Source organism: Streptomyces sp. BB1-1-1 (genome assembly GCF_031597775.1).
Classification (GTDB): Bacteria; Actinomycetota; Actinomycetes; order Streptomycetales; family Streptomycetaceae; genus Streptomyces; species Streptomyces thinghirensis.
Genome location: NZ_CP134203.1, coordinates 6,066,237 through 6,087,747, shown reverse-complemented (window position 1 = coordinate 6,087,747; position 21,511 = coordinate 6,066,237). Strand labels below are relative to the sequence as shown.

Here is a 21,511-nt window from a genome sequence, read left to right as displayed (position 1 = left end):
GGTGAATTCCTTCCGATGAACGACGCCAGCACGACCCAGCCGATGCAGGCCGACGGTGCCGACGTTCGCGAGACCGACACCGGCCACGGCCGGCACCGAGGACCGGTCTCCAGTCAGGACGGCGCGGCGACTCCACGGGGCCGCCACCGCAAGCCGGCCGAAGAGTCCGAAACGGCGGCCTGACGGCACGTCGAGAGGCAAGGCAGAGGCACACGAAGTAAGCAGGCAAGCGGCTCCGGCCCCGTTCGTCACCGCGACGGACGGGGCCGTTGTCGTCATCCGTACCGGACGACGGTGTCGGCGAGGACGGGGGCGTCGTCCCTCTCGACGGCGCTCACGGCCACCCGCACGGAGCCTCCCCCGGCCGGCACCAGGCCGCCGCCGCCCGCCACCGGGCCGCCGCCGTCCCCCGCCGATCCCCCGCCGTCCGCCACCGCGGACCGCCACATGCGCACCCGCAGCGTCTCCCCCGGGTACACGACCCCGGCGAACCGCGTGCGGTACTCGCGCACCCGGGTCACGTCGCCGTCCAGCAGCGTGTCGACGACCGCCTTGAGCGTGCCGCCGTAGGTGCACAGCCCGTGCAGGACGGGCCGGTCGAAGCCGGCGCGCGCCGCGAACTCCGGGTCGGCGTGCAGGGGGTTCCAGTCGCCGGAAAGCCGGTAGAGCAGGGCCTGGTCCTCGCGCACGGGGCGCTCGACCACGTGGCCGGGCGGCTCGGCGGGCGGCGGCGCCGGGCGCCCGGACGGTCCCCGCGCACCGCCCCACCCGCCCTCCCCGCGTACGAAGATCTCGGCCTCGTCGGTCCACAGCGGCCCGTCCGCGTCGGTGACCTCGGTGCGCAGGACGAGGACGGCCGCCGTGCCCTTGTCGTACGCGGCGACGACGCGGGAGGCGGCGCTCGCCCGTCCCCGCACCGGGACGGGCCGGTGCAGGCGCAGGTGCTGTCCGCCGTGCAGGACGTGCGCGAGATCGACGTCGACGCCGGGCATGGACAGACCGCCGATGACGCCCGGGGGGCCGCCGCCCGCGACCGTCGCGAAGCTCGGCAGGACGTGCAGCCGGGACTCCAGGGTGTAGCGCAGCTCGCGGGGGTCGGCGGCGGGGCGACCGGCGCCGATGCCGAGGTGGTAGAGCTGGACGTCCTTGTGGTCCCAGGCGATCTCGCGGATGCGGGGCGCGGCGGCGAGCGCCTCGGCTGCGTCGATCGGCATGACCCTCCCCGGTACCGGCACCATGGACAGCCACGACCGTACGGGACGCCGCCCGCCCATGACATTTGTCCCGCCGGACTCCGGACAACCGGATCTGCCGCCCGCCCCCGCCCGCTCCATAGCGTCGCCCGTATGCCACCGAACGAACCGACCACGACCGCACCGGGCCGCGGCTACCCCCGTAGCCCGCGCTTCGTCCGCTCCCCCGCCGGCAGCCACACCCGCATCAGCACCGCCCCGGCGACCAGCACCGCAGCCGCCGTACGGAACACCAGCGCGTACCCGTCCGTCAGCTCCTCCGGTCCGGCGCCCTCTCCCCCGGCCCGGGCCGCCGCGATCGTCGACATCACGGCGAGTCCCAGCGAACCGCCCATCGTCCGGGAGGTGTTGATCAGCCCGGAGACCAGTCCGGCGTCCCCGGCCGCCGCACCCGAGATGGCCAGCGACGCCAGCGGGGTCGCCGCCAGCCCCGCGCCCAGCATCATCAGTACCCCGGGAATCATGATCGCGGTCACGTACCCGCCGTCCGCGGTCATCGTCGACTGCCAGCCGAAGCCGACGGCCGCCACGAGCGTGCCCAGCACGGCCACGTTCCGCGCCCCGATCACCGGCATGAACCGCGGCGCCGCCTTCGAACCGAGTACGACCGCGAGCGAGCTGGGCACGAGGGCGAGACCGGCCTCCAGCGGGGAGTAGCCCAGCACGTTCTGCGCGTACAGCGTCATGAAGAACCACATGGCGAACATCGACGAGCCGGACACCAGCATCGCCACGTTCGCCGACGCCACCGACCGCAGCCGCAGCAGCCCGAGCGGCATCAGCGGCGCCGCCGTCCGCGCCTCGACGAGCAGGAACAGCGCGAGCAGCGCGAGCCCGGCGAACAGCGGCACCAGCGTCGCCGTCGCGGCCCACCCCTCGGACTCGGTCTGCGAGATGCCGTAGGCCAGGGTGGCCAGGCCGGCGGTGACCAGGAGCGCGCCGGGCAGGTCCAGGCGCCGTCGTTCACCGGCCCGGCTCTCGGTCAGCCACAGTACGGCGCCGGCCAGCACCACCGCGCCCACCGGCACGTTGATCAGCAGCACCCAGCGCCACGACAGCCCGTCCACCAGGACGCCGCCCACCAGGCCGCCCGCGGCGCCGCCGCCCGCGCCCACGGCCGTCCAGGTCGCGATCGCCCGGGCCCGCGCCGCGCCCTCCGGCACCGCCGCGGTCAGGATCGTCAGCGTCGAGGGCGCGAGTACCGCCGCTCCCAGTCCCTGCACGGCCCGCGCGGCCAGCAGCTGCCAGCCCTCCTGGGCGAGTCCGCCGCCCAGCGAGGCCAGCGTGAACAGTCCGAGCCCGACCAGGAACATCCGCTTGCGCCCGTACAGGTCGCCGGCCCGCCCGCCGAGCAGCATGAAGCCCGCGAAGGCGATGGCGTAGGCGTTGACCACCCACTGGAGTCCCTGCGCGCTCAGTCCGAGGTCGGCCCGCATCGACGGCAGGGCGACGTTGACGACGGACACGTCGAGCACGACGAGGAACTGTCCGGCGCACGCGAGCGCCACGACCAGCCAGGTGGGTGGCGTGCGGCGCGGGGATATTCGGGCGGTGGTGGTGCCGGTGGCTTCGAGCATGGGTGTCATGGTCTCAACCCGGAGGCGCCCCTTGCATCGGTATTTGGTCCCCGGACGGTCCTAGGTCTCCGGTCCCTGGATCCCGGTCCCGGATCTCGGTCCCTGGGTCCAGCCGTCCGGCCGTCTCCCCAAGGAAAGGTCAAGAATTCGTTAGGGGCTCGAAACAACGGAATAGTTGCCCCGGCGCACGAGGTTCAGCCTGCACATACCTCGCATCGCACATCCGCACCGCATTCGCCGGCTCCCCGGCCTGGAGGCCTCACCCCATGTCCCACACGACGACCGACGAGCCCGCCCGGAAAGCGAGCGGGACCACCGTCCCGGTGCTCGCCTTCGCGGGCATCGTCGTCGCGGTGATGCAGACCCTGCTCGTCCCGGTCATCAAGGACCTGCCGAAACTCCTGGACACCACTCCCGGCAACGCCACCTGGGTACTGACCTCGACCCTCCTGTCCGGAGCCGTCGCCACGCCGATCATGGGCCGGCTCGGCGACCTCTTCGGCAAGCGCCGCATGCTGATCGCCAGCCTGTCGGTGATGGTGGTGGGCGCGCTGGTCAGCGCGTTCACCGACGCCCTGCTCCCGATGATCGTCGGCCGTACCCTCCAGGGCTTCGCGATGGGCGCGATACCCCTCGGCATCGGTCTGATGCGCGACATGCTGCCGCGCGAGCGGCTCGGCTCGGCGATGGCCCTGATGAGTTCCTCGATCGGCGTCGGCGGCGGCCTGGCGCTGCCCGCCGCGGCCCTGGTCGCGCAGCACACCGACTGGCACGCCCTGTTCTACGGCGCCGCCGGCCTCGGTGTCCTCGCCATCGCCCTGACCCTGCTGGTCGTACCGGAGTCCCCGCTGCGCGCCAAGGGCTCCTTCGACCTCCCGGGCGCGCTCGGGCTGGCGGCCGGCCTGGTCCTCTTCCTCCTGCCGATCACCAAGGGCAGCGACTGGGGCTGGTCGTCGCCCACCACGCTCGGCCTGTTCGCCGCCGCAGTCGTCGTCCTGCTCCTGTGGGGCCTGATGGAGCTGCGCGTCAAGGCTCCGCTGGTCGACCTGCGCACCACGGCCCGCCGTGAGGTGCTGCTCACCAACCTCGCCTCGATCATGGTCGGCGTCTCCTTCTACGTCATCTCGCTCGTCCTGCCGCAGCTCCTCCAGCTGCCCTCCGAGACCGGCTACGGCCTCGGCCAGTCGATGGTCGTCGCGGGCCTGTGCGTGGCCCCGCTGGGCCTGACGATGATGTTCACCGCGCCGGTGTACGCCCGCCTGTCCGCCCGCTACGGCCCGCGCACCACACTGATCCTCGGCCTGGTGATCATCGGGATCGGCTACGCCGGCGGCCTCGGCCTGATGAGCGCCGCCTGGCAGACCGTCGTCACCTCGGTGCTGATCGGCGCGGGCATCGGCCTCGCCTACTCCTCGCTGCCCGCGCTGATCATCGGCGCGGTCCCGGCCTCGGAGACGGGGGCGGCCAACGGCCTCAACACCCTGATGCGGTCCATCGGTACGTCGGTGTCGAGCGCCGTCATCGGCATGGTGCTCGCCAACTCCGCGAACGACGTCGGCGGTGTCGCCGTCCCCACCATGCAGGGCTTCCGCGTCTCCTTCCTGATCGCGACCGCCGCGGTCGCCGTCGGCCTGGCGCTGGCCTTCTTCCTCCCCCGCCGCCGCCCGGCGACGACCACCCAGCTGCGCGCGAGCAGCGAGGAGGACGCGAACCTGGCCCGCGCCGAGCAGGCACTGGCCGGGGAGGGCGTGGCCGGGGAGAGCCCGGCCGGCGGGGCGCCGCGCGGTTTCCGCGGCCGGGTACTGGCCGCCGACGGCGCACCCGTCGCCCGTGCCAAGGTCACGCTGATCGACCGGCACGGCCGCCAGGCGGGCGCGACCCTCTCCGGCGGGGACGGCAGCTACGCCCTCGCCGTCCCCGCCGAGGGCCCGTACGTCCTGGCCGCCCGTGCCGCCGGCCACGGCCCGCTCGCCCACTCGGCCACGCACCCCGGCGCGGACCGCCCGGTCGACCTGGACCTGGCCCTGCCGGGCGAGACGGTCTCCGCCTGACCCGTACCGTCCCAGCTCCCGCACCCCCTGTCGCACCGCGCGGCGGGGGGTGCGGCAGCATGGGGCGCCGGCACCCCCGCGCCACAGCCACCACCTGCACCACCTGCACCACCTGCACCACCTGCACCACCTGCACCACCTGCACCACCTGCACCACCTGCACCACGGTGCACCACCCACGCACCCGCACCACCGAAAGGACCCCCGCATGTCCGCGGCACCCGCCCCCGACATCCTCGCCGCCTTCGAGGCCGCGAAGGGGTTCATGCCCGCGCACGAGGGCCTCGCCCTGTACGCGGCGGCCGTGGAGGCCGGTGGACTCGGGCTGCCGCTGCTGGAGGTCGGCACCTACTGCGGGCGCTCCACGGTCCTGCTCGCCGACGCGGCCCGCCGGGCCGGGGTGACCGCGCTCACCGTCGACCACCACCGGGGCAGCGAGGAGCAGCAGCCGGGCTGGGAGTACCACGACCCGGAGACGGTCGACCCGGAGCTGGGCGTGATGGACACCCTGCCCACCTTCCGGCGCACCCTCCACCGGGCCGGCCTGGAGGAGCACGTGGTGGCCCTCGTCGGCCGCTCGCCCCAGGTCGCGTCGGTCTGGAACGCGCCGCTCGGCCTCGTCTTCGTCGACGGCGGCCACACCGACGAGCACGCGAACGCCGACTACGAGGGCTGGGCACCGCACGTGGCCGACGGCGGCCTCCTGGTCATCCACGACGTCTTCCCGGACCCGGCCGACGAGTTCACCGGCCAGGCCCCGTACCGCGTCTACCTCCGGGCTCTCGCGTCCGGCGCGTTCACCGAGGTCTCCGTGACCGACTCGCTGCGCGTCCTGCGGCGAACGGGCGCGGGGATCTGAGGGCGCGGTTTAGAGTCGCTGCGTGTCGTACACAGGCCCGGACTTCGATCCTCCCCAGCCCCGCCGTTCCCCGCTGCGCCGCCCGCTGACCGTGGCGATCGCCGCGCTCGTGCCCGGGGCGCTGCTCGGGTGGGGGGTGTACGCGGCGGTCGGCGGCTCGGACGACGGCGGTAGCGGGGGCGGGAGCGGTGCGGACCGCGCGGGCGGCGTGCGGACGTCGCAGGCGCCGTCCTCCAGTGGTCCCGCGTCTCCCACCGACGACGCCAAGAGGCCCACGGGCACCTCCCCTTCGGCGACCACGGCCAAGCCCTCCCCCTCGAACTCGAAGTCCGCACCCGCCGCGGCGTCCGGCCCCCTCAAGGGCAAGGTCGTCGTCATCGACCCGGGCCACAACCCGGGCAACTTCCAGCACGCCTCCGAGATCAACCGCAAGGTGAACGTCGGCACGCACTGGAAGGAGTGCGACACGACGGGCACGGCCACCAACGCGGGCTGGCCCGAGGCGAAGTTCACCCTGGACGTGGCCCACCGGCTGCGCACGCTCCTGGAGGAGCAGGGCGCCACGGTGAAGCTGACGCAGGACGACGACCGTTCGTACGGGCCGTGCGTGGACGAGCGGGCCCGGATCGGCAACGAGGCGGAGGCCGACGCCGCGATCTCGATCCACGCCGACGGATCGGGCACCGGCAACCGCGGCTTCCACGTGATCCTGCCGGGGTCGGTGCGGGACGGCGAGGCCGACACCCGTGCCATCGTCGGCCCGTCCGCCGAACTTGGGCAGCGCATCGCGGGCAACTTCGTGCGCGCCACGGGCAGCGCGCCCTCCAACTACGTAGGTGGCGGCACCGGTCTCGTCACGCGCACGGACCTGGGCGGTCTCAATCTGTCAACGGTTCCCAAGGTGTTCATCGAGTGCGGCAACATGCGCGATAGCAAGGACGCGGCACTGCTGACCAGTGGTGCCTGGCGGCAGAAAGCGGCGCAAGGGATGTCTGATGGAATCGTGAGTTTCCTGCGCGGGTAGCGATCAGCGCGCGGATCCCTGCGGACAGCCCCGACGTGCGGACGATAGTGTCGTCCGTACGATGAGGGGCCACCCCCGCGCTTCACTCCGGAACCTGACGGCGACATGGTGACAGCGACGCCTCTACTGACGACGAGACGACCTACGAAGGACCTGAAGTGAATATCCGCTCCCTCACTCGAGGCGACGGCGTGGTGATCGGAGCAGCGGTGTTGCTGTTGATCGCGTCGTTCCTCGACATCTACTCGTTCGACGGCGCACCGGACGACGCCGAAATCCCCAGCCTGTGGGGCAGTGGGCCGGTCGTGCTCGGTGTGGTCCTGGCGGGCATCATCGGCGCGGCGCTCGTCATCGTGGCCCGCGCTCTGCCGCAGCCCAGGAAGGTGGCGGGCCTCGACCTCGGCCAGTTCGGCGTCGCGTTCACCGTCTTCGCCGCCTGGAGCGCGCTCGGCAACGTCTTCGACCCCGCCGGCGCCTTCGACGGCGACGGGGGCTTCACCAACGACCTCGGTGCCGGCATCGGCCTGATCCTCGCGCTCGTCGCCACGCTCATCATGGCCGCCGCCGCCGTCGCGACCCCGCTGGTCCCCGCCCTCAAGGGCACCCTGATCCCGGCCTCCCGTCCGGCCGCTCCGCAGCCGTACGGCGGCCAGCCCCAGGGTGGTTACGGCTACCCGGGCGCGCAGCAGCAGCCGTACGGCGGGCAGCCGGGCCAGCCCGGTCAGCCGGGCCAGCCGGGTCAGCCCGGTCCGTCCTTCGGCGGTCAGCCGCAGCAGCCGCAGCCCCAGCCGCAGGCCCCGCAGCCGCAGCAGGCGCAGGCTCAGCCGGCCGGGGACTTCTCGCCGTTCTGGTTCGCCGTGCCGGTGCCGCGTCCGCTGTTCGCGGAGGACGGCTCCCCCACGCCGATCGCCGAGCTGGCGCCGGGCACCTGGTACCTGGCCGTCGAGCAGCGAGGCGCCAACCTGGTCGCCCAGACGCAGGACGGCCGCCGCGGCGTGCTGCAGGACACCTCGGGCATCCAGCGCGGCTGACCGCGCCCGCCCGACCGTTCGACGTCAACGGCCCCTCGCCCACCGGGACTTCCGGGCGAGGGGCCGTCGGCGTACGCCGGGCCGGTCGCAGGTTTCAAACACACATCCGGGGCCAGACGGAAGTCATGTCCCCTAGAAGTCGCAGCGGATCCAGCGCCGGGACGGCCATCGCGGTGATCGCGGACATCATGGCCGTCATCCTCGGGCTGTGGATCCTGATGTATCTGCTGGACGCCAACCGGGCCAACGACCTGGTGCAGTTCGTCCATGAAGTGGCCAACGTGCTCGCCGGCTGGTCACGTGACCTGTTCACCTTCGACGAGGCCTGGGCCCGCGTGGTGGCCGGCTACGGGCTGGCGGCCGTCGTCTACCTCTTCGTCGGCCACGCCGTGGCCAACCGCCTCGGCCGCCGCTGACCGTTCAGACGCAGCAGTCCGGGTCGAGGCCCCTCGGCAGGCGGTCGCCGGAGAAGACCTGGCAGGTGGCCTCGTGGCCGCCGAGCGCGGCGACGGCGAGGAGCAGGGAGCCGGCCGTCCAGGTGGTCAGTTCGCGCGGCCAGATCGCCTTGTCCTCGAAGACGTAGCCCGTCCAGTACAGGCCGCTGTCCGGGTCGCGCAGGTGCTGGATCGACTGGAGGATCTCCAGGGCGTGGTCGGACTCGCCCACCGCCCACAGGGCGAGGGCGAGTTCGGCCGACTCGCCGCCGGTCACCCACGGGTTGGGGACGACGCAGCGCACGCCGAGGTCCGGGACCACGAAGCGGTCCCAGCTCTCCGCGATGCGGGACCTGGCCTCGGTGCCGGTCAGCGCGCCGCCCAGCACCGGGTAGTACCAGTCCATCGAGTAGCGGCCCTTGTCCAGGAACCGCTCCGGGTGGCGGCGGATGGCGTGCCGCAGCGCGCCCGCCGCCAACTCCCAGTCGGGCTGCGGCTCTTCGCGCTGTTCGGCGATGGCGAGCGCGCAGCGCAGCGCGTGGTGGACGGAGGAGCTGCCGGTGAGCAGCGCGTCCGTGGTGTCCGTGCCGTCGTCGTCGCGCCGCCAGCCGATCTGCCCGCCCGGCTGCTGGAGGCGCAGTACGAATTCGACCGCCGCGTGGACGACGGGCCACATCCGGTCGAGGAACGTGTCGTCGCCGGTGGCGAGGTGGTGGTGCCAGACGCCCACGGCGACGTAGGCGACGAAGTTGGTCTCCCGGCCGCGGTCGGTGACGTCGGCGAAGTCGCCGTCGGCGTAGGCGGCGTACCAGGAGCCGTCCTGGTTCTGGTGCCGGGCCAGCCACTCGTACGCCCGTTCGGCGGCGTCGTGCTCGCCGGCCGCGTCCAGGGCCATGGCCGCCTCGATGTGGTCCCACGGGTCGAGGTGGTGTCCGCGGAACCACGGGATCGCGCCGTCCTCGCGCTGCACGGCGAGGATGCCGCGGACGGTGGCGGCCGCCTCGGCGTCGGTGAGGACGCCGGGCAGGACCAGGTGTTCGGTGCGGGACGTGGTCACGCGGCGGCCACCCGCGGGAGGTGCGGCTTGGTCGCGTACGCCACGAAACTCTTGCCGATCAGCGGGTTCAGCGCCTGCTCGGCGACCCTCGTCGCCAGCGGCTTCTTCATGATGTCCCAGACCAGCAGCTTGTGGTACGCCCGCACCGGCAGCGCCTTGTCGTTGTCGACGCCGAAGGCGCACTTCAGCCACCAGTACGGCGAGTGCAGCGCGTGCGCGTGGTGGGTGCCGTACGGCTTGAGGCCGGCCTCGCGGATCCGGTCGAGGAGCTGGTCCGCCTTGTAGATGCGGATGTGGCCGCCCTCGACCTCGTGGTAGGCGTCGGACAGCGTCCAGCAGACCTTCTCGGGGCCGTAGCGCGGCACGGTGATCGCGATGCGCCCGCCGGGCTTGAGGACGCGGACCATCTCGGCGAGGACGCCCTTGTCGTCGGGGATGTGCTCCATCACTTCGGAGATGATGACGACGTCGAAGGACTCGTCCGGGAAGGGCAGGGCCAGCGCGTCGCCCTCCATGGCGGTGGCGGTGGCACCGGCCGGGGCCTCACCGGCCTCCTTCATCGCCGCGAACCACTTGGCGACCTCGCGGATCTCCTCGGCGTTCTGGTCCAGCGCGACGACCTGGGCGCCGCGCCGGTAGCACTCGAACGCGTGCCGGCCGGCGCCGCAGCCGAGGTCCAGCACGCGGTCGCCCGGGGCGAGCGGGAACCGGGAGAAGTCGACGGTCAGCACGTGGCCCTGCTTTCGGGGTAGACGCCGGTGTCACTGGTCGCACTGGTCGGGGTCGCGGGAACGGCCCGCGGGGTGGTCGGGGAGGGGTGGCCGATGGCCTCGCGGTAGCGGGCGGCCGTCCCCTCGGCGGCCCGGGCCCAGGTGAAGTGCCGCAGCACGCGCTCGCGTCCGGCCGCGCCGAGCCGGGCCCTCAGTTCACGGTCGCCGAGCAGCCGGTTCAGTCCGGCGGCCAGCGCTCCCGCGTCGCCCGGCGGCACCGCGAGGCAGGTCTCCCCGTCGGGTCCGGCGACCTCCGGGACGGCGCCGCCGGTGGTGGCGAGCAGCGCCGTGCCCGTCGCCATGGCCTCGGCGGCCGGCAGCGAGAACCCCTCGTAGAGCGACGGCACGCACGCGACCTCGGCCGACCGCACGAGATCGACCAGTTCGGCGTCGGAGATGCCTTTGACGAACTCGACGGCGCCTTCGAGGCCGTACCGCTCGATCGCCTGGGCGACGGGGCCTTCGGCGGGTCGCTTGCCGACGACGACGAGGTGGGCCCGGGGGTGTTCGACGCGTGCCTTCGCCAGCGCCTCGACGAGGAAGACCAGGCCCTTGAGCGGCACGTCCGCGCTGGACGTGGTCACGATCCGGCCCGGCACCCGCGGCACCGACGGGTCGGGCGAGAACAGGTCGGTGTCGGCGCCGATGTGGACGACGTGGATGCGGTCGTCCCGTACGCCGAGGTGGTCGATGATCTCCTGCCGGGAGGTGCCGGAGACGGTGAGCACGGACGGCAGGCGGCGCGCGACGCGCTTCTGCATGCGGGTGAAGGCGTACCAACGGCGCACGGAGTACCGGCGCTTGCGGCTGTCGGCGGCGTCGAGTTCGAGTTGCCGGTCGACGGTGATGGGGTGGTGGATGGTGGTGACGAGGGGGGCGCCGACGTCACCGAGCAGCCCGTAGCCGAGGGTCTGGTTGTCGTGGACCACGTCGAAGTCGCCGCGGCGGGCGCGCAGATGGCGGCGGGCGCGCAGCGAGAACGTCAGGGGTTCCGGGAAACCGCCGGTCCACATCGTGCCGACCTCGAGCGCGTCGATCCAGTCGCGGTACTCGCCGCGCTTCGGGGTGCGGAAGGGATCGGGGTGGCGGTAGAGGTCGAGGCTGGGCAGCTCGGTGAGGGACAGCCGCTCGTCGTGGCCCTCGTCGAGGACGGGGTAGGGCTGGGCGCCGATGACCTCGACGCGGTGGCCGAGGCGGGCCAGTTCGCGGGAGAGGTGGCGGACGTAGACGCCCTGGCCGCCGCAGAACGGGTTTCCCTTGTAGGTGAGGAGTGCGATACGGAGCGGTCGCAAGCCGTCGGCGGCGGGCTCCGGACGGGGACCCGTCCCACTGGCCTCAGCGGTCACTCCGGGCCCCCTTCTCACTGCGCTGTCCCGCGACATTACGCCGGGACGTTAATCTAGAACAAGTTTCAGACTTGATCGTTCGGAGGCTCCGAATCTACCGGCAGGTAGGGGCGCTGTGACGAGTGGATCAGGTGATTCACGCCACGGCAACGGGGAGAAGGTGGCCAAGGTGGACAACCCGGGAATGGAAGCCTCCGGTACTTCCGGTACGGCCGGCCCCGCGCGCCGCTCCGCCGCCGCACCGTCCCTCACCGAGCGGCAGCGGGAGCGCCGCCGCCGCATCCTGCACGCGACCGCCCGACTGGCCTGCCGGGGCGGCTTCGAGGCGGTGCAGATGCGCGAGGTCGCCGAGTCGTCGCAGGTCGCCCTCGGCACCTTGTACCGCTACTTCCCGTCCAAGGTCCATCTGCTGGTCGCCACCATGCACGACCAGTTGGAGCGGCTGCACGGCACCCTGCGCAAGAGCCCGCCGGCCGGCGAGACGGCCGCCGACCGGGTCGCGCAGACCCTGATGCGGGCCTTCGGCGCGCTGCAGCGCGAACCCCGGCTGGCCGAGGCGATGGCCCGCGCCCTGACCTTCGCCGACCGCGGCGTCTCCCCGGAGGTCGACCAGGTATCCCGCCAGACCACGGCGATCATCCTGGACGCGATGGGCGGCCTGGAGAACCCCACCCCCGAGCAGCTCTCCGCCATCCGCGTCATCGAGCACACCTGGCTCTCGACCCTGATCACCTGGCTCGCCGGCCGCGCCTCCATCGCCCAGGTGCGGGTGGACATCGAGACGGTGTGCCGGCTGATCGACGTGACGGAGGCCGGGGCCCGCGGGCGGGCGCCCCGGTCCGGCTCCGTTGCCTCCGGGTAAAGTGGCGGCGTCGTCATCACACCCGTACGGGGGGAAGCCGGTGCAATTCCGGCGCTGACCCGCAACCGTGAGCCGTCCACCGAGGCCCCTTGAGGACCTGCCCCGGACGGTGAGCCGGACTGCCCCGCGCGGACGTGACCGGCTCACGTGCCCGGCACCCGCCGGCGCACGGGCACCGTCGAGGCATACGGGGCCGAGCCGCCGGGGGTGCCCCGTGCTGCCCGGCCCCGCACAGGGAAAGGCACCCGCCGCTCATGAACGTCCGCCGTCGCAGCAGCGCCGCGGCCCTCGCCGCCATAGCCGTGATCGGCGCCGCCGCCGCGCCCGCGGCCGCCGCCGATCCGTCGTCCTCCCCGTCCGCGTCCGCCCCGTCCGCGCCCGAGTCCTCCGGGCTGTACGGCACCGCCGACCCCCAGTACGACGGCGTCTGGCGCCAGTCCCTCGCCCTGCTCGCGCAGGACACGGTGGGCGTGATTCCCTCGTCGAAGGCCGTCGGCTGGCTCACCGGCCAGCAGTGCGACAACGGCGCCTTCGCCCCGTTCCGCGCCGACCCCGCCAAGGCGTGCGACGCCAAGACGATGGTCGACACCAACAACACGGCCGCCGCCGTCCAGGCGCTGTGGGCCGTCGGCGGGCACGGTGACGTCGTCGAGTCCGCCCTCACCTGGCTGAAGTCCGTACAGAACAAGGACGGCGGCTGGGGCTACACCCCCGGCGGCCCCAGCGACGCCAACTCCACGTCCATCGTCATCGGCGCCCTGACCGCCACGGACAGCAAGCCCGAGCAGGTCGAGAAGGACGGCAAGTCCCCGTACGACGCCCTGCTGACATTCGCCCTGCCCTGCGCCGAGGACAAGGGCGCGGGCGCGTTCGCCTTCCAGCCCGACGAGGACGGCAAGCTGCTCGCCAACGCGGACGCGACCGCGGCCGGTGTCCTCGGCGCGCTCGGCAAGGGCCTGGTCACCGAGGCCGGCAAGGCGGCGGGCGACGCCACCTGCACCGACGCGAAGAAGCCGACCCGCGAGCAGGCCGCCGCGAACGGTGCCGCCCACCTCGCCGACGCCGTCGCCGAGGACGGTCACCTCAAGTCGGCCCTCGGCGGCTCCGCCGACCAGCCCGACTACGGCAACACCGCCGACGCGGTCGTCGCGCTCGCCGCGCAGGGCGGTGCGGAGCAGGCCGCGAAGCCGCTGGCCTGGTTGCAGAAGAACGCCGCGAAGTGGGCCGAGCAGAGCGGCCCGGCCGCCTACGCCCAGCTGATCTTCGCCGCCCACGCCACGGGCACCGACCCGCGCGCCTTCGGCGGCACGGACCTGGTGGCGCGGCTGAACGCGACGGGGCCGAGCCCGCAGGGGTTCGAGGCCAAGGACAGCGCGACCGTGAGCGCCGAGGACGCCGCGCAGGAGAACGACGGCAAGGACGACTCCGGCTTCGGCGTCTGGTGGTTCGTCGGCGTCTGCCTGGTCTTCGGTATCGGCATCGGTTTCCTGCTGAGCGGCCGCAACAAGAAGCAGCAGCCGTGACCCGCCGCGTCGTTCTCCTCTTCCTGGCCGCTTTCCTGCTGATCGGGAGCGCGGGCCAGGCGCAGGCCGCCGGTTACCGCTACTGGTCCTTCTGGGACCGCGACGGCGACCGCTGGGTCTACGCCACCCAGGGCCCGTCCCTCGTCCGCCCCTCCGACGGCGACGTCCAGGGCTTCCGCTTCGCGGTGAGCGAGAACTCGGACGACGCGGCCCAGCCGCGCGGCGCCGCGGACTTCGCGTCGATCTGCGCGAAGACACCGGCCGAGGACGGCAGCAAGCGCGTCGCCCTCGTCCTCGACTTCGGCACGGCGTCCGACGCCCCGTCCGGCGAGAACCCGCCGGCCCCGCGCACGGCCTGCGCCCGGGTCTCCCCCGACGCGACGACCGCCGACGCCCTGGCCGCCGTGGCGGGCCCACTGCGCTACAACACCAACGCCCTGCTGTGCGGGATCGCGGGCTACCCGAAGTCGGGGTGCGGGGAGCAGGTCGCGCAGAAGGAGAAGGGGAAGGAGAAGGACGACTCGACGGCGCCCGACGCGGCCCCGGACCAGAAGGACACGTCGGACGACGACGGCCCCTCGGTCGGCCTCTACGCGGGCATCGCCATCGTGGCAGCCCTGGCCGGAGCAGCAACCTGGCAGGCAAGGCGGCGCAGGAATGCCACCGACTGAGCCCGCGGGCAAGCAGTCCGCGGGCAGCCACCCCGCGCCGCCCCAGCCTGCGGCCAGTCGCGCCGCGCCGCCCCAGCCTGCGGGCAGTCACGCCGCGCCGTCTGCGGGCAGTCGTGCCGCTGGGGCGATGGGGGTCCCCCCGCTCGAGCGAAGCCGAGAGTGGGGGAGGGTGGGCGCAGGCGGCACCCGGCAAGCGCCGGCGAGCATCCCCACCCCCCGCCACCGCCCCGGGACCCTGCACCCCGGCGCCTGGTGGCTCTGGGCGCTAGCCCTCGGCACCGCCGCCACCCGCACCACCAACCCCCTCCTCCTCGCCCTCCTCGTAGCCGTCTCCGCCTACGTAGTGACCACCCGCCGCCCCCACGCCCCCTGGTCCCGCTCCTACGGCGCCTTCGTCAAGCTCGCCCTCGCCGTCCTCCTCATCCGCCTCCTCTTCACCACGATCCTCGGCTCCCCCATCCCCGGCACCCACACCCTCGTCACCCTCCCCGAAGTCCCCCTCCCCGACTGGGCGCAGGGCATCCGCCTCGGCGGCCGGGTCACCGCCGAGGGCCTCACCTTCGCCCTGTACGACGCGATGAAGCTGGCCACCCTCCTCATCTGCGTCGGCGCCGCGAACGCCCTCGCCAACCCCTCCCGCCTCCTCAAGTCCCTCCCCGGCGCCCTGTACGAGATGGGCGTGGCCGTCGTCGTCGCCCTCACCTTCGCCCCGAACCTCATCGCCGACGTCCAGCGCCTGCGCGCCGCCCGCCGTCTGCGCGGCCGCCCCGACAAGGGCGTACGGGGCCTGCTCCAGGTCAGGCTCCCGGTGCTGGAGGGCGCCCTGGAGCGTTCCGTCGCCCTCGCCGCCGCGATGGACGCCCGCGGCTACGGCCGTACCGCCCAGGTCCCGGCCCCCGTACGCCGTACCACCGCCGCCCTCACCCTGGGCGGCCTGCTCGGCGTCTGCGCGGGGACGTACGGGCTGCTGACCGCCGCGGGCGGCACGTACGGCATCCCCGTCCTCCTGGCCGGCGTCGCCGCCGCGCTCGCGGGGCTGTGGCTCGGCGGCCGCAGGACGGTCCGCACCCGCTACCGCCCGGACCGCTGGGGCGCCCGCGCCTGGCTGGTCACCGCCTCCGGCGCGGCCGTCGCGGCGCTGATGTTCCTCGCCGCCGCCCGCGACCCGGCGGCACTGCACCCCGGCGTGGTCCCGCTGGTCGCGCCGTCCCTCCCCCTGTGGCCGGCGGCGGCCGTACTGATCGGCCTGCTCCCGGCGTTCATCGCCCCCGCCCCCCACCCCGTGCCCGTCAAGGAGCCGTCGTGATCCGCTTCGAGGATGTCTCCGTGACGTACGACGGAGTGGCCGAACCCACCGTCCGGGGCGTCGACTTCGAGGTCCCGGAGGGTGAACTCGTCCTCCTCGCCGGCCCGTCCGGCGTCGGCAAGTCCACGGTCCTCGGCGCGGTCAGCGGCCTCGTGCCGCACTTCACCGGCGGCACGCTGAGCGGCCGGGTCACGGTGGCCGGGCGCGACACCCGCACCCACAAGCCGCGCGAACTCGCCGACGTCGTCGGCACGGTCGGCCAGGACCCGCTCTCCCACTTCGTGACGGACACCGTCGAGGACGAGCTCGCCTACGGCATGGAGTCCCTCGGCCTGGCCCCGGACGTGATGCGCCGCCGCGTCGAGGAGACCCTCGACCTGCTGGGCCTGTCCGGCCTGCGCGGCCGCCCCATCGCCACGCTCTCCGGCGGCCAGCAGCAGCGGGTCGCGATCGGCTCGGTCCTCACCCCGCACCCGCGGGTACTGGTCCTGGACGAGCCGACCTCCGCGCTCGACCCCGCCGCCGCGGAGGAGGTGCTGGCCGTCCTCCAGCGCCTCGTCCACGACCTCGGTACGACGGTCCTGATGGCCGAGCACCGCCTGGAGCGCGTCATCCAGTACGCCGACCAGGTCGTCCTGCTCCCGTCCCCGGGCGCGGCGCCGCTCCTCGGGCCTCCGGCGGACGTGATGGCCGTGTCCCCGGTGTACCCGCCGGTGGTGGGCCTGGGCAGGCTGGCGGGCTGGTCCCCGCTGCCGCTGACGATCCGCGACGCCCGCCGCCGCGCCGCCCCGCTGCGGGACCGGCTGGCCGACCGGGAGATCCCGGACCACACGCCGACGACCGCCACGCTCCCACCCCTGCCCGCCCTGCGGCCCGCCTCCTCCCGTTGGCGGCGCCGCGCGAAGTCCCCGGAGCCGGCCGCCGCCCCCTCCCCGTACGCCGCCGAGGTCCGCTCCCTCGCCGTCCGCCGGGACCGGATCCAGGCACTGCGCGATGTCGACCTGACCGTCTCCCCCGGCGAGACCGTCGCCCTGATGGGCCGCAACGGCGCCGGAAAGTCCACCCTGCTCTCCGCGCTCGTCGGCCTCGTCGAACCGTCCGCCGGTTCGGTCCGCGCGGGCGACGCCGTACCGCACCGCACGGCCCCCCGCGACCTGGTGCGCCGGGTCGGCCTGGTCCCGCAGGAGCCGCGCGATCTGCTGTACGCCGACACGGTCGCCGCCGAGTGCGCGGCCGCCGACCGGGACGCGGAGGCGGCCGAGGGCACCTGCCGCGCCCTGCTCACCGAGCTGCTCCCCGGCGTCACCGACGACACCCACCCCCGCGACCTCTCCGAGGGCCAGCGCCTCACCCTCGCCCTGTCCGTCGTACTCACCGCCCGCCCGCCCCTGCTCCTCCTGGACGAGCCGACGCGCGGCCTGGACTACGCGGCGAAGGCCCGGCTGGCGGGCATCCTGCGCGCTCTGGCCGCCGAGGGGCACGCGATCGTGCTGGCGACGCACGACGTGGAGCTGGCCGCCGAGCTGGCCCACCGGGTCGTGCTGCTCGCCGAGGGCGAGGTGATCGCCGACGGTCCGGCGGCGGACGTGGTGATGGCCTCGCCTTCCTTCGCGCCGCAGGTCGCCAAGGTGCTGGCCCCGCGGAAGTGGCTGACGGTCGCACAGGTCCGGGAGGCGCTGGCATGACCGGTCCCCGACGTGATCGCCAGGCCCGCGCCGTCCGCCTCGGCCCCCGTTCGGTCGCCGCACTCGTGCTGGTCAGCGCGGTGGGCGCCGCCGGCTTCGGCTGGCCCTTCCTGGCCCCGCCGGACGCCTCGCTGAACGCGCACGCCCAGGACGCGCCGTGGCTGTTCGCCGGCCTGCTGGTGCTGCTGGTGGCCGTGGTGGCGGCGACGATCTCGGAGTCGGGCCTCGGCCCCAAGGCGGTGGCGATGCTCGGTGTCCTGGCGGCGGTGGGCGCGGCGCTGCGGCCCATCGGTGCGGGCACCGCCGGCCTGGAGCCGATGTTCTTCCTCATGGTCCTCAGCGGCCGGGTGCTCGGTCCGGGCTTCGGCTTCGTCCTCGGCTCGGTCACGATGTTCGCGTCCGCGCTGCTCACGGGCGGGGTGGGCCCGTGGATGCCGTTCCAGATGCTGTCGATGGGCTGGTTCACGATGGGCGCGGGTCTGCTGCCCTTCCCCGACCGCCTGCGCGGGCGCCCGGAGCTGCTCATGCTGGCCGCGTACGGCTTCCTGGCCGCGTTCGCCTACGGCACGGTGATGAACCTGGCGGGCTGGACCTTCATGAACACGCTCGCCTCGAACATCGCCTTCGATCCGGACGCGTCGATCCCCGACAACCTGGCCCGCTTCCTCGCCTACTGCCTGGCCACGTCCCTCGGCTGGGACGGCGGCCGCGCCGCCGTGACGGTCGTGCTGACCCTCGCGCTCGGCACCCCGGTCCTGAAGGCACTGCGCCGGGCCACGCGCCGGGCGGCCTTCGAGGCGCCGGTCACGTTCGAGCGGCCGGCGAGGTGAGCCGCCCCACGTGACCGAGGGCGCCGACTGCGGCGGCACCGCGCCCGCGACGCCGATCGCGCCGCGGGGCAGGGCCTTCGTGCGGAGCGGCGCTCTCACGGGAGGACGTGCGCCGGGTACGCCTACGGGAGGACGATGTCGCGGCCCGGCCCGCCTTCGACGGTGTCCTTTCCGAGGCCGCCACCAACGAGGTCGTCGCCGCCTTCGCCGTGCAGCATGTCGTCGCCGGGGCCGCCGAGAACGATGTCGCGGCCGTCCCCGCCCATGGCATGGTCGTCGCCGGAGCCGGCGTACACGGTGTCGTCGCCGCCGTAGCCCTCGATCATGTCGTCGCCCGCGCCACCCCACATCCGCTGGTCGTCGCCGTCACCCATGAGGTGGTCCATGCCGTCGCCGCCGTGCAGCACGGCGGGCCCCATGACCATGTCGTTCCCGTCGCCGCCCAGCACCGTGCGTGCCGTGTGGGCATGCAGTTCGTCGTCACCGGAGCCGCCGCTGACGGTGCCGACCCCGGGGGTGAAGGCGGCGACCGTATCGTCGCCGTCGCCGAGGTGGATGTCGATCCGGTCGGGACGGGGGCCCTCGGCGGGCAGTTCGCAGACGACGGCGGTGGTGTCCTCGGCTAAGGAGTACGCGCAATGGCCGCCCGGTTCGAGCGGGACCACGTCGCGGAAGCCGATCCGCTGGATGCCGTCGCTGGTGTACATGAAGAAGACGTTGAGGTCGTTGGTGTGGCCCGCGGCGGCCGTGAAGACGATCGACTGGGTCTCCCAGTCGGCTCCGACGCGGGACTTCGCCTGGGCGGCGCTCGCGGCGGTCGCCGGGCCGAGGGCGAGACCGGCAGTGCACAGGGCCACGACGAACGCGCCGACGGCGGTTCGGTTTCGGTTCATGGAACCTCATCTCGATGGAGTGACGGTTGACCGAACGGCTTGCGTGGTGCTGGCGGGGACTCGGCCGTAAAGGCGGTCTCCTCCGCCGGCCCGAAGATGCAGGGCCGCGAACTGACGCGGCGTCATGGTAAACCGTTGCCCCTCCGGAGGCGATGGGTGGGACTCGACGGCAACGAGTGGTTCCGGAGTCGCCGCGGGAAGGGCCGACCGCCCGAGTCCGGCAAGGGCACCGGCTCCCGCACCAGGGCGGATTCCCCGACCGCGACCCACCGCTGTGATCAAGTTTGTCTGTTTCATTGACATTTCACTGAGGAGTCGTCACTTTGGGAGCGCTCCCAATACAGCCTTGCCTCTGGAAGGAGTCCCCCCACATGCGCACAACGAGTCCGTTAACCGGGCGTTCGCGGTCGGCCCTCCGCCGGCCTCTCCAGGCGCTCGTCATGCTGTTCGCCGTGGTCGTCGGCGCACTCGCCTGGTCGACCCCCGCCCAGGCCCACGGCACCATCGTCGGTCCCGCCACCCGCGCGTACCAGTGCTGGAAGACGTGGGGCAGCAACCACACGAACCCGGCCATGCAGACCCAGGACCCCATGTGCTGGCAGGCCTTCCAGGCCAACGCCGACACCATGTGGAACTGGATGAGCGCCCTCCGCGACGGCCTCGGTGGCCAGTTCCAGGCGAAGACCCCCGACGGGACGCTCTGCAGCAACAACCTCGCGAGGAACGCCAGTCTGAACAAGCCCGGCCAGTGGAAGACCACCAACGTCGGCAGCAACTTCTCGGTGCAGCTGTACGACCAGGCGTCCCACGGTGCCGACTACTTCAAGGTCTATGTGAGCAAGCAGGGCTTCGACCCCAAGACCCAGACCCTGGGCTGGGGCAACCTCGACTTCATCACGCAGACCGGCCGCTTCGCCCCGGCGCAGAACATCACCTTCCCCGTCCAGACTTCCGGGTACACCGGACACCACGTGGTGTTCGTGATCTGGCAGGCCTCGCACCTCGACCAGGCGTACATGTGGTGCAGCGACGTGAACTTCGGCTGAGCCGAGGAGCGCCGCGCACGGCACCGGCCTTCGCCGGGCGCCGGTGACCCGCCCGCCCGGCAGACCGAGCCCCGTCGGGGCAGGGGCCCCTCGGCCCCCTGCCCCGACGGGGCTCCCGAGCTCGGCGTTCCGTGCCCGGGAACCCACCTCATGCGAGGAGGGTCCGGAACCGGCGCCGGTACTCGGTCGGTGTCGTGTCAAGTCGGCGGCGGAAGGCCCGGACCAGGGTGTCGACGGTGCCGAAACCGCAGGCGGAGGCGATCCTCTCCAAGGTCGCGTCGGTGGATTCGAGCTGATGGCGCGCCACCTCGACGCGGGCCGACTCGATGTAGGCGTGCGGGGTCGTGCCGAGTTCGGTCTTGAAGATCCGGGTGAGCTGCCGGTCGCTGACGTGGGCGCACGCGGCGAGGTCGGCGACGGTGAGCGGTTCGGCGATGTTGCGCATGATGTGGTGGCGCAGGTCCTCGATGCGCCGGGTCGTCGAGACCTGCTCCAGCGGGACACTGAACTGACTCTGCCCGCTGGGCCGCTTCAGGTACATCACGAGCTGTCGGGCGACGCGCAGCGCCACCTCCTCGCCGAGGTCGTCGGCGATGAGGGCGAGTGATAGGTCGAGGCAGGCGCTGATGCCCGCGCCGGTCCACACGTCGCCTTCCCGGATGAAGATCGGGTCGGCGTCGACCTCGACGGCCGGGTGGTCGTCGGCGAGTTGCCGCGCGGTCGACCAGTGGGTGGTGGCGCGCTTGCCGTCGAGGAGTCCGGCGGCGGCGAGGATGTGCGCGCCGACGCAGACGGACGTGACCCGGCGGGTCCGGCCGGCGAGCTGCCGCACCCGCTCCACCACCGCGGGGTCGGTGAGCGGGTGCACGCGGCGCTGGTCGTCCACCTCGACGGCGCCGGGCACGATCAGGGTGTCGATGCTCCTCGCCGAGGGTGCGGACAGCTCGTCGAAGGTCGCGTCGGGCAGGACCCGGACCCCGGCGCCGGTGGTGACCGGTGCCATGGTCTCGGCGACGAGGACCACCTCGTAGCCCGCCGCCTCGTCCGTCTCGCGCCGGGCGAGGGAGAACACCTCCGGTGGTCCGGTGACGTCGAGCAGGTCGACGTCCTCGAAGAGGACTATGACGATCAGTCGTCTGACGGTGCTCAAGAAGCCCAACCCCCAAGCTCGGCGACAGCCATGTCGGTTTCTGCATGTTAGACGACATTGCCGACACCCGGCGGTGGGCCATAGCGTCATGGGCACAGGCCACCGCACCGGTGAACCCCCTCCCCCGACAAGCACGTTAGGCG

20 protein-coding genes and 1 riboswitch are annotated in these 21,511 nt (G+C 73.3%); of the genes, 13 read left to right on the top strand and 7 right to left on the bottom strand.

Annotation, left to right across the window (positions count from 1 at the left end):
- Positions 1–15: 15 nt before the first annotated feature.
- Positions 16–183: a hypothetical protein gene (locus tag RI578_RS27855; RefSeq protein WP_310873634.1), complete on the top strand. Its 168-nt coding sequence runs from the start codon at positions 16–18 to the stop codon at positions 181–183.
- 92 nt (positions 184–275) lie between these two features.
- Here the strand turns inward: RI578_RS27855 and RI578_RS27850 are convergent, their stop codons facing one another.
- Entirely contained in the window at positions 276–1,214 is a 939-nt protein-coding gene (locus tag RI578_RS27850) for a MaoC/PaaZ C-terminal domain-containing protein (RefSeq protein WP_310873633.1), read from the bottom strand.
- A gap of 173 nt (positions 1,215–1,387) precedes the next feature.
- Complete coding sequence (locus RI578_RS27845) at positions 1,388–2,830, bottom strand: MFS transporter (RefSeq protein ID WP_310873632.1); 1,443 nt, start codon at positions 2,828–2,830, stop codon at positions 1,388–1,390.
- A 266-nt stretch (positions 2,831–3,096) separates the two neighbouring features.
- On the opposite strand from RI578_RS27845, the gene RI578_RS27840 reads away from it, so the two are divergent.
- From RI578_RS27840 to RI578_RS27820, 5 genes are all read left to right on the top strand, one after another.
- Entirely contained in the window at positions 3,097–4,881 is a 1,785-nt protein-coding gene (locus RI578_RS27840) for an MFS transporter (RefSeq protein WP_310873631.1), read from the top strand.
- Between the two features lie 208 nt (positions 4,882–5,089).
- The gene (locus RI578_RS27835; RefSeq protein ID WP_310873630.1) at positions 5,090–5,740 is read left to right on the top strand and encodes a class I SAM-dependent methyltransferase; all 651 of its coding nucleotides are present in this window, start codon (positions 5,090–5,092) and stop codon (positions 5,738–5,740) included.
- A gap of 22 nt (positions 5,741–5,762) precedes the next feature.
- Positions 5,763–6,764 (top strand): N-acetylmuramoyl-L-alanine amidase, encoded by a 1,002-nt coding sequence (locus tag RI578_RS27830; RefSeq protein WP_310873629.1) that lies wholly within the window; start codon positions 5,763–5,765, stop codon positions 6,762–6,764.
- Positions 6,765–6,922: 158 nt separating this feature from the next.
- Positions 6,923–7,795 carry a DUF5336 domain-containing protein gene (locus RI578_RS27825; RefSeq protein WP_310873628.1) on the top strand — a complete coding sequence of 291 codons (873 nt, stop codon included), beginning with the start codon at positions 6,923–6,925 and terminating at the stop codon, positions 7,793–7,795.
- A 125-nt stretch (positions 7,796–7,920) separates the two neighbouring features.
- Positions 7,921–8,211 carry a hypothetical protein gene (locus tag RI578_RS27820; protein ID WP_310873627.1) on the top strand — a complete coding sequence of 97 codons (291 nt, stop codon included), beginning with the start codon at positions 7,921–7,923 and terminating at the stop codon, positions 8,209–8,211.
- A 4-nt stretch (positions 8,212–8,215) separates the two neighbouring features.
- Here RI578_RS27820 and RI578_RS27815 read toward each other — a convergent pair whose 3' ends face one another.
- From RI578_RS27815 to RI578_RS27805, 3 genes are read right to left on the bottom strand one after another with little or no spacing between them, the layout of a single operon-like run.
- Positions 8,216–9,286 carry a prenyltransferase/squalene oxidase repeat-containing protein gene (locus RI578_RS27815; RefSeq protein WP_310873626.1) on the bottom strand — a complete coding sequence of 357 codons (1,071 nt, stop codon included), beginning with the start codon at positions 9,284–9,286 and terminating at the stop codon, positions 8,216–8,218.
- A complete protein-coding gene (locus tag RI578_RS27810) occupies positions 9,283–10,017 on the bottom strand; it encodes a class I SAM-dependent methyltransferase (protein ID WP_310873625.1) in 735 nt (244 codons plus the stop codon). The genes RI578_RS27815 and RI578_RS27810 overlap by 4 nt, the downstream gene beginning before the upstream one ends.
- Entirely contained in the window at positions 10,011–11,402 is a 1,392-nt protein-coding gene (locus RI578_RS27805) for a glycosyltransferase family 4 protein (protein WP_310873624.1), read from the bottom strand. Before RI578_RS27805 ends, RI578_RS27810 begins: the two co-directional genes overlap by 7 nt.
- A 184-nt stretch (positions 11,403–11,586) precedes the next feature.
- Here RI578_RS27805 and RI578_RS27800 point away from each other — a divergent pair, with 184 nt between their 5' ends.
- From RI578_RS27800 to RI578_RS27775, 6 genes are all read left to right on the top strand, one after another.
- Entirely contained in the window at positions 11,587–12,264 is a 678-nt protein-coding gene (locus RI578_RS27800) for a TetR family transcriptional regulator (RefSeq protein WP_310875875.1), read from the top strand.
- Positions 12,265–12,294: 30 nt separating this feature from the next.
- Positions 12,295–12,389: riboswitch (cobalamin riboswitch) on the top strand.
- A 129-nt stretch (positions 12,390–12,518) separates the two neighbouring features.
- Positions 12,519–13,787 carry a prenyltransferase/squalene oxidase repeat-containing protein gene (locus RI578_RS27795; RefSeq protein ID WP_310873623.1) on the top strand — a complete coding sequence of 423 codons (1,269 nt, stop codon included), beginning with the start codon at positions 12,519–12,521 and terminating at the stop codon, positions 13,785–13,787.
- A complete protein-coding gene (locus RI578_RS27790; RefSeq protein WP_310873622.1) occupies positions 13,784–14,458 on the top strand; it encodes an SCO2322 family protein in 675 nt (224 codons plus the stop codon). Before RI578_RS27795 ends, RI578_RS27790 begins: the two co-directional genes overlap by 4 nt.
- A gap of 169 nt (positions 14,459–14,627) precedes the next feature.
- Entirely contained in the window at positions 14,628–15,764 is a 1,137-nt protein-coding gene (locus RI578_RS27785; protein WP_310873621.1) for a CbiQ family ECF transporter T component, read from the top strand.
- The gene (locus tag RI578_RS27780; RefSeq protein WP_310873620.1) at positions 15,761–17,449 is read left to right on the top strand and encodes an ATP-binding cassette domain-containing protein; all 1,689 of its coding nucleotides are present in this window, start codon (positions 15,761–15,763) and stop codon (positions 17,447–17,449) included. The genes RI578_RS27785 and RI578_RS27780 overlap by 4 nt, the downstream gene beginning before the upstream one ends.
- On the top strand, positions 17,446–18,279 hold the full coding sequence (locus RI578_RS27775) for an ECF transporter S component (protein WP_310873619.1): 834 nt from the start codon (positions 17,446–17,448) through the stop codon (positions 18,277–18,279). Before RI578_RS27780 ends, RI578_RS27775 begins: the two co-directional genes overlap by 4 nt.
- A 122-nt stretch (positions 18,280–18,401) precedes the next feature.
- Here the strand turns inward: RI578_RS27775 and RI578_RS27770 are convergent, their stop codons facing one another.
- Positions 18,402–19,172 carry a calcium-binding protein gene (locus tag RI578_RS27770; RefSeq protein WP_310873618.1) on the bottom strand — a complete coding sequence of 257 codons (771 nt, stop codon included), beginning with the start codon at positions 19,170–19,172 and terminating at the stop codon, positions 18,402–18,404.
- A gap of 440 nt (positions 19,173–19,612) precedes the next feature.
- On the opposite strand from RI578_RS27770, the gene RI578_RS27765 reads away from it, so the two are divergent.
- Entirely contained in the window at positions 19,613–20,218 is a 606-nt protein-coding gene (locus RI578_RS27765; protein WP_210958660.1) for a lytic polysaccharide monooxygenase, read from the top strand.
- 148 nt (positions 20,219–20,366) lie between these two features.
- On the opposite strand, the gene RI578_RS27760 is transcribed toward RI578_RS27765, so the two are convergent.
- Positions 20,367–21,368 carry a helix-turn-helix domain-containing protein gene (locus RI578_RS27760; RefSeq protein ID WP_310873617.1) on the bottom strand — a complete coding sequence of 334 codons (1,002 nt, stop codon included), beginning with the start codon at positions 21,366–21,368 and terminating at the stop codon, positions 20,367–20,369.
- Positions 21,369–21,511 lie beyond the last annotated feature (143 nt).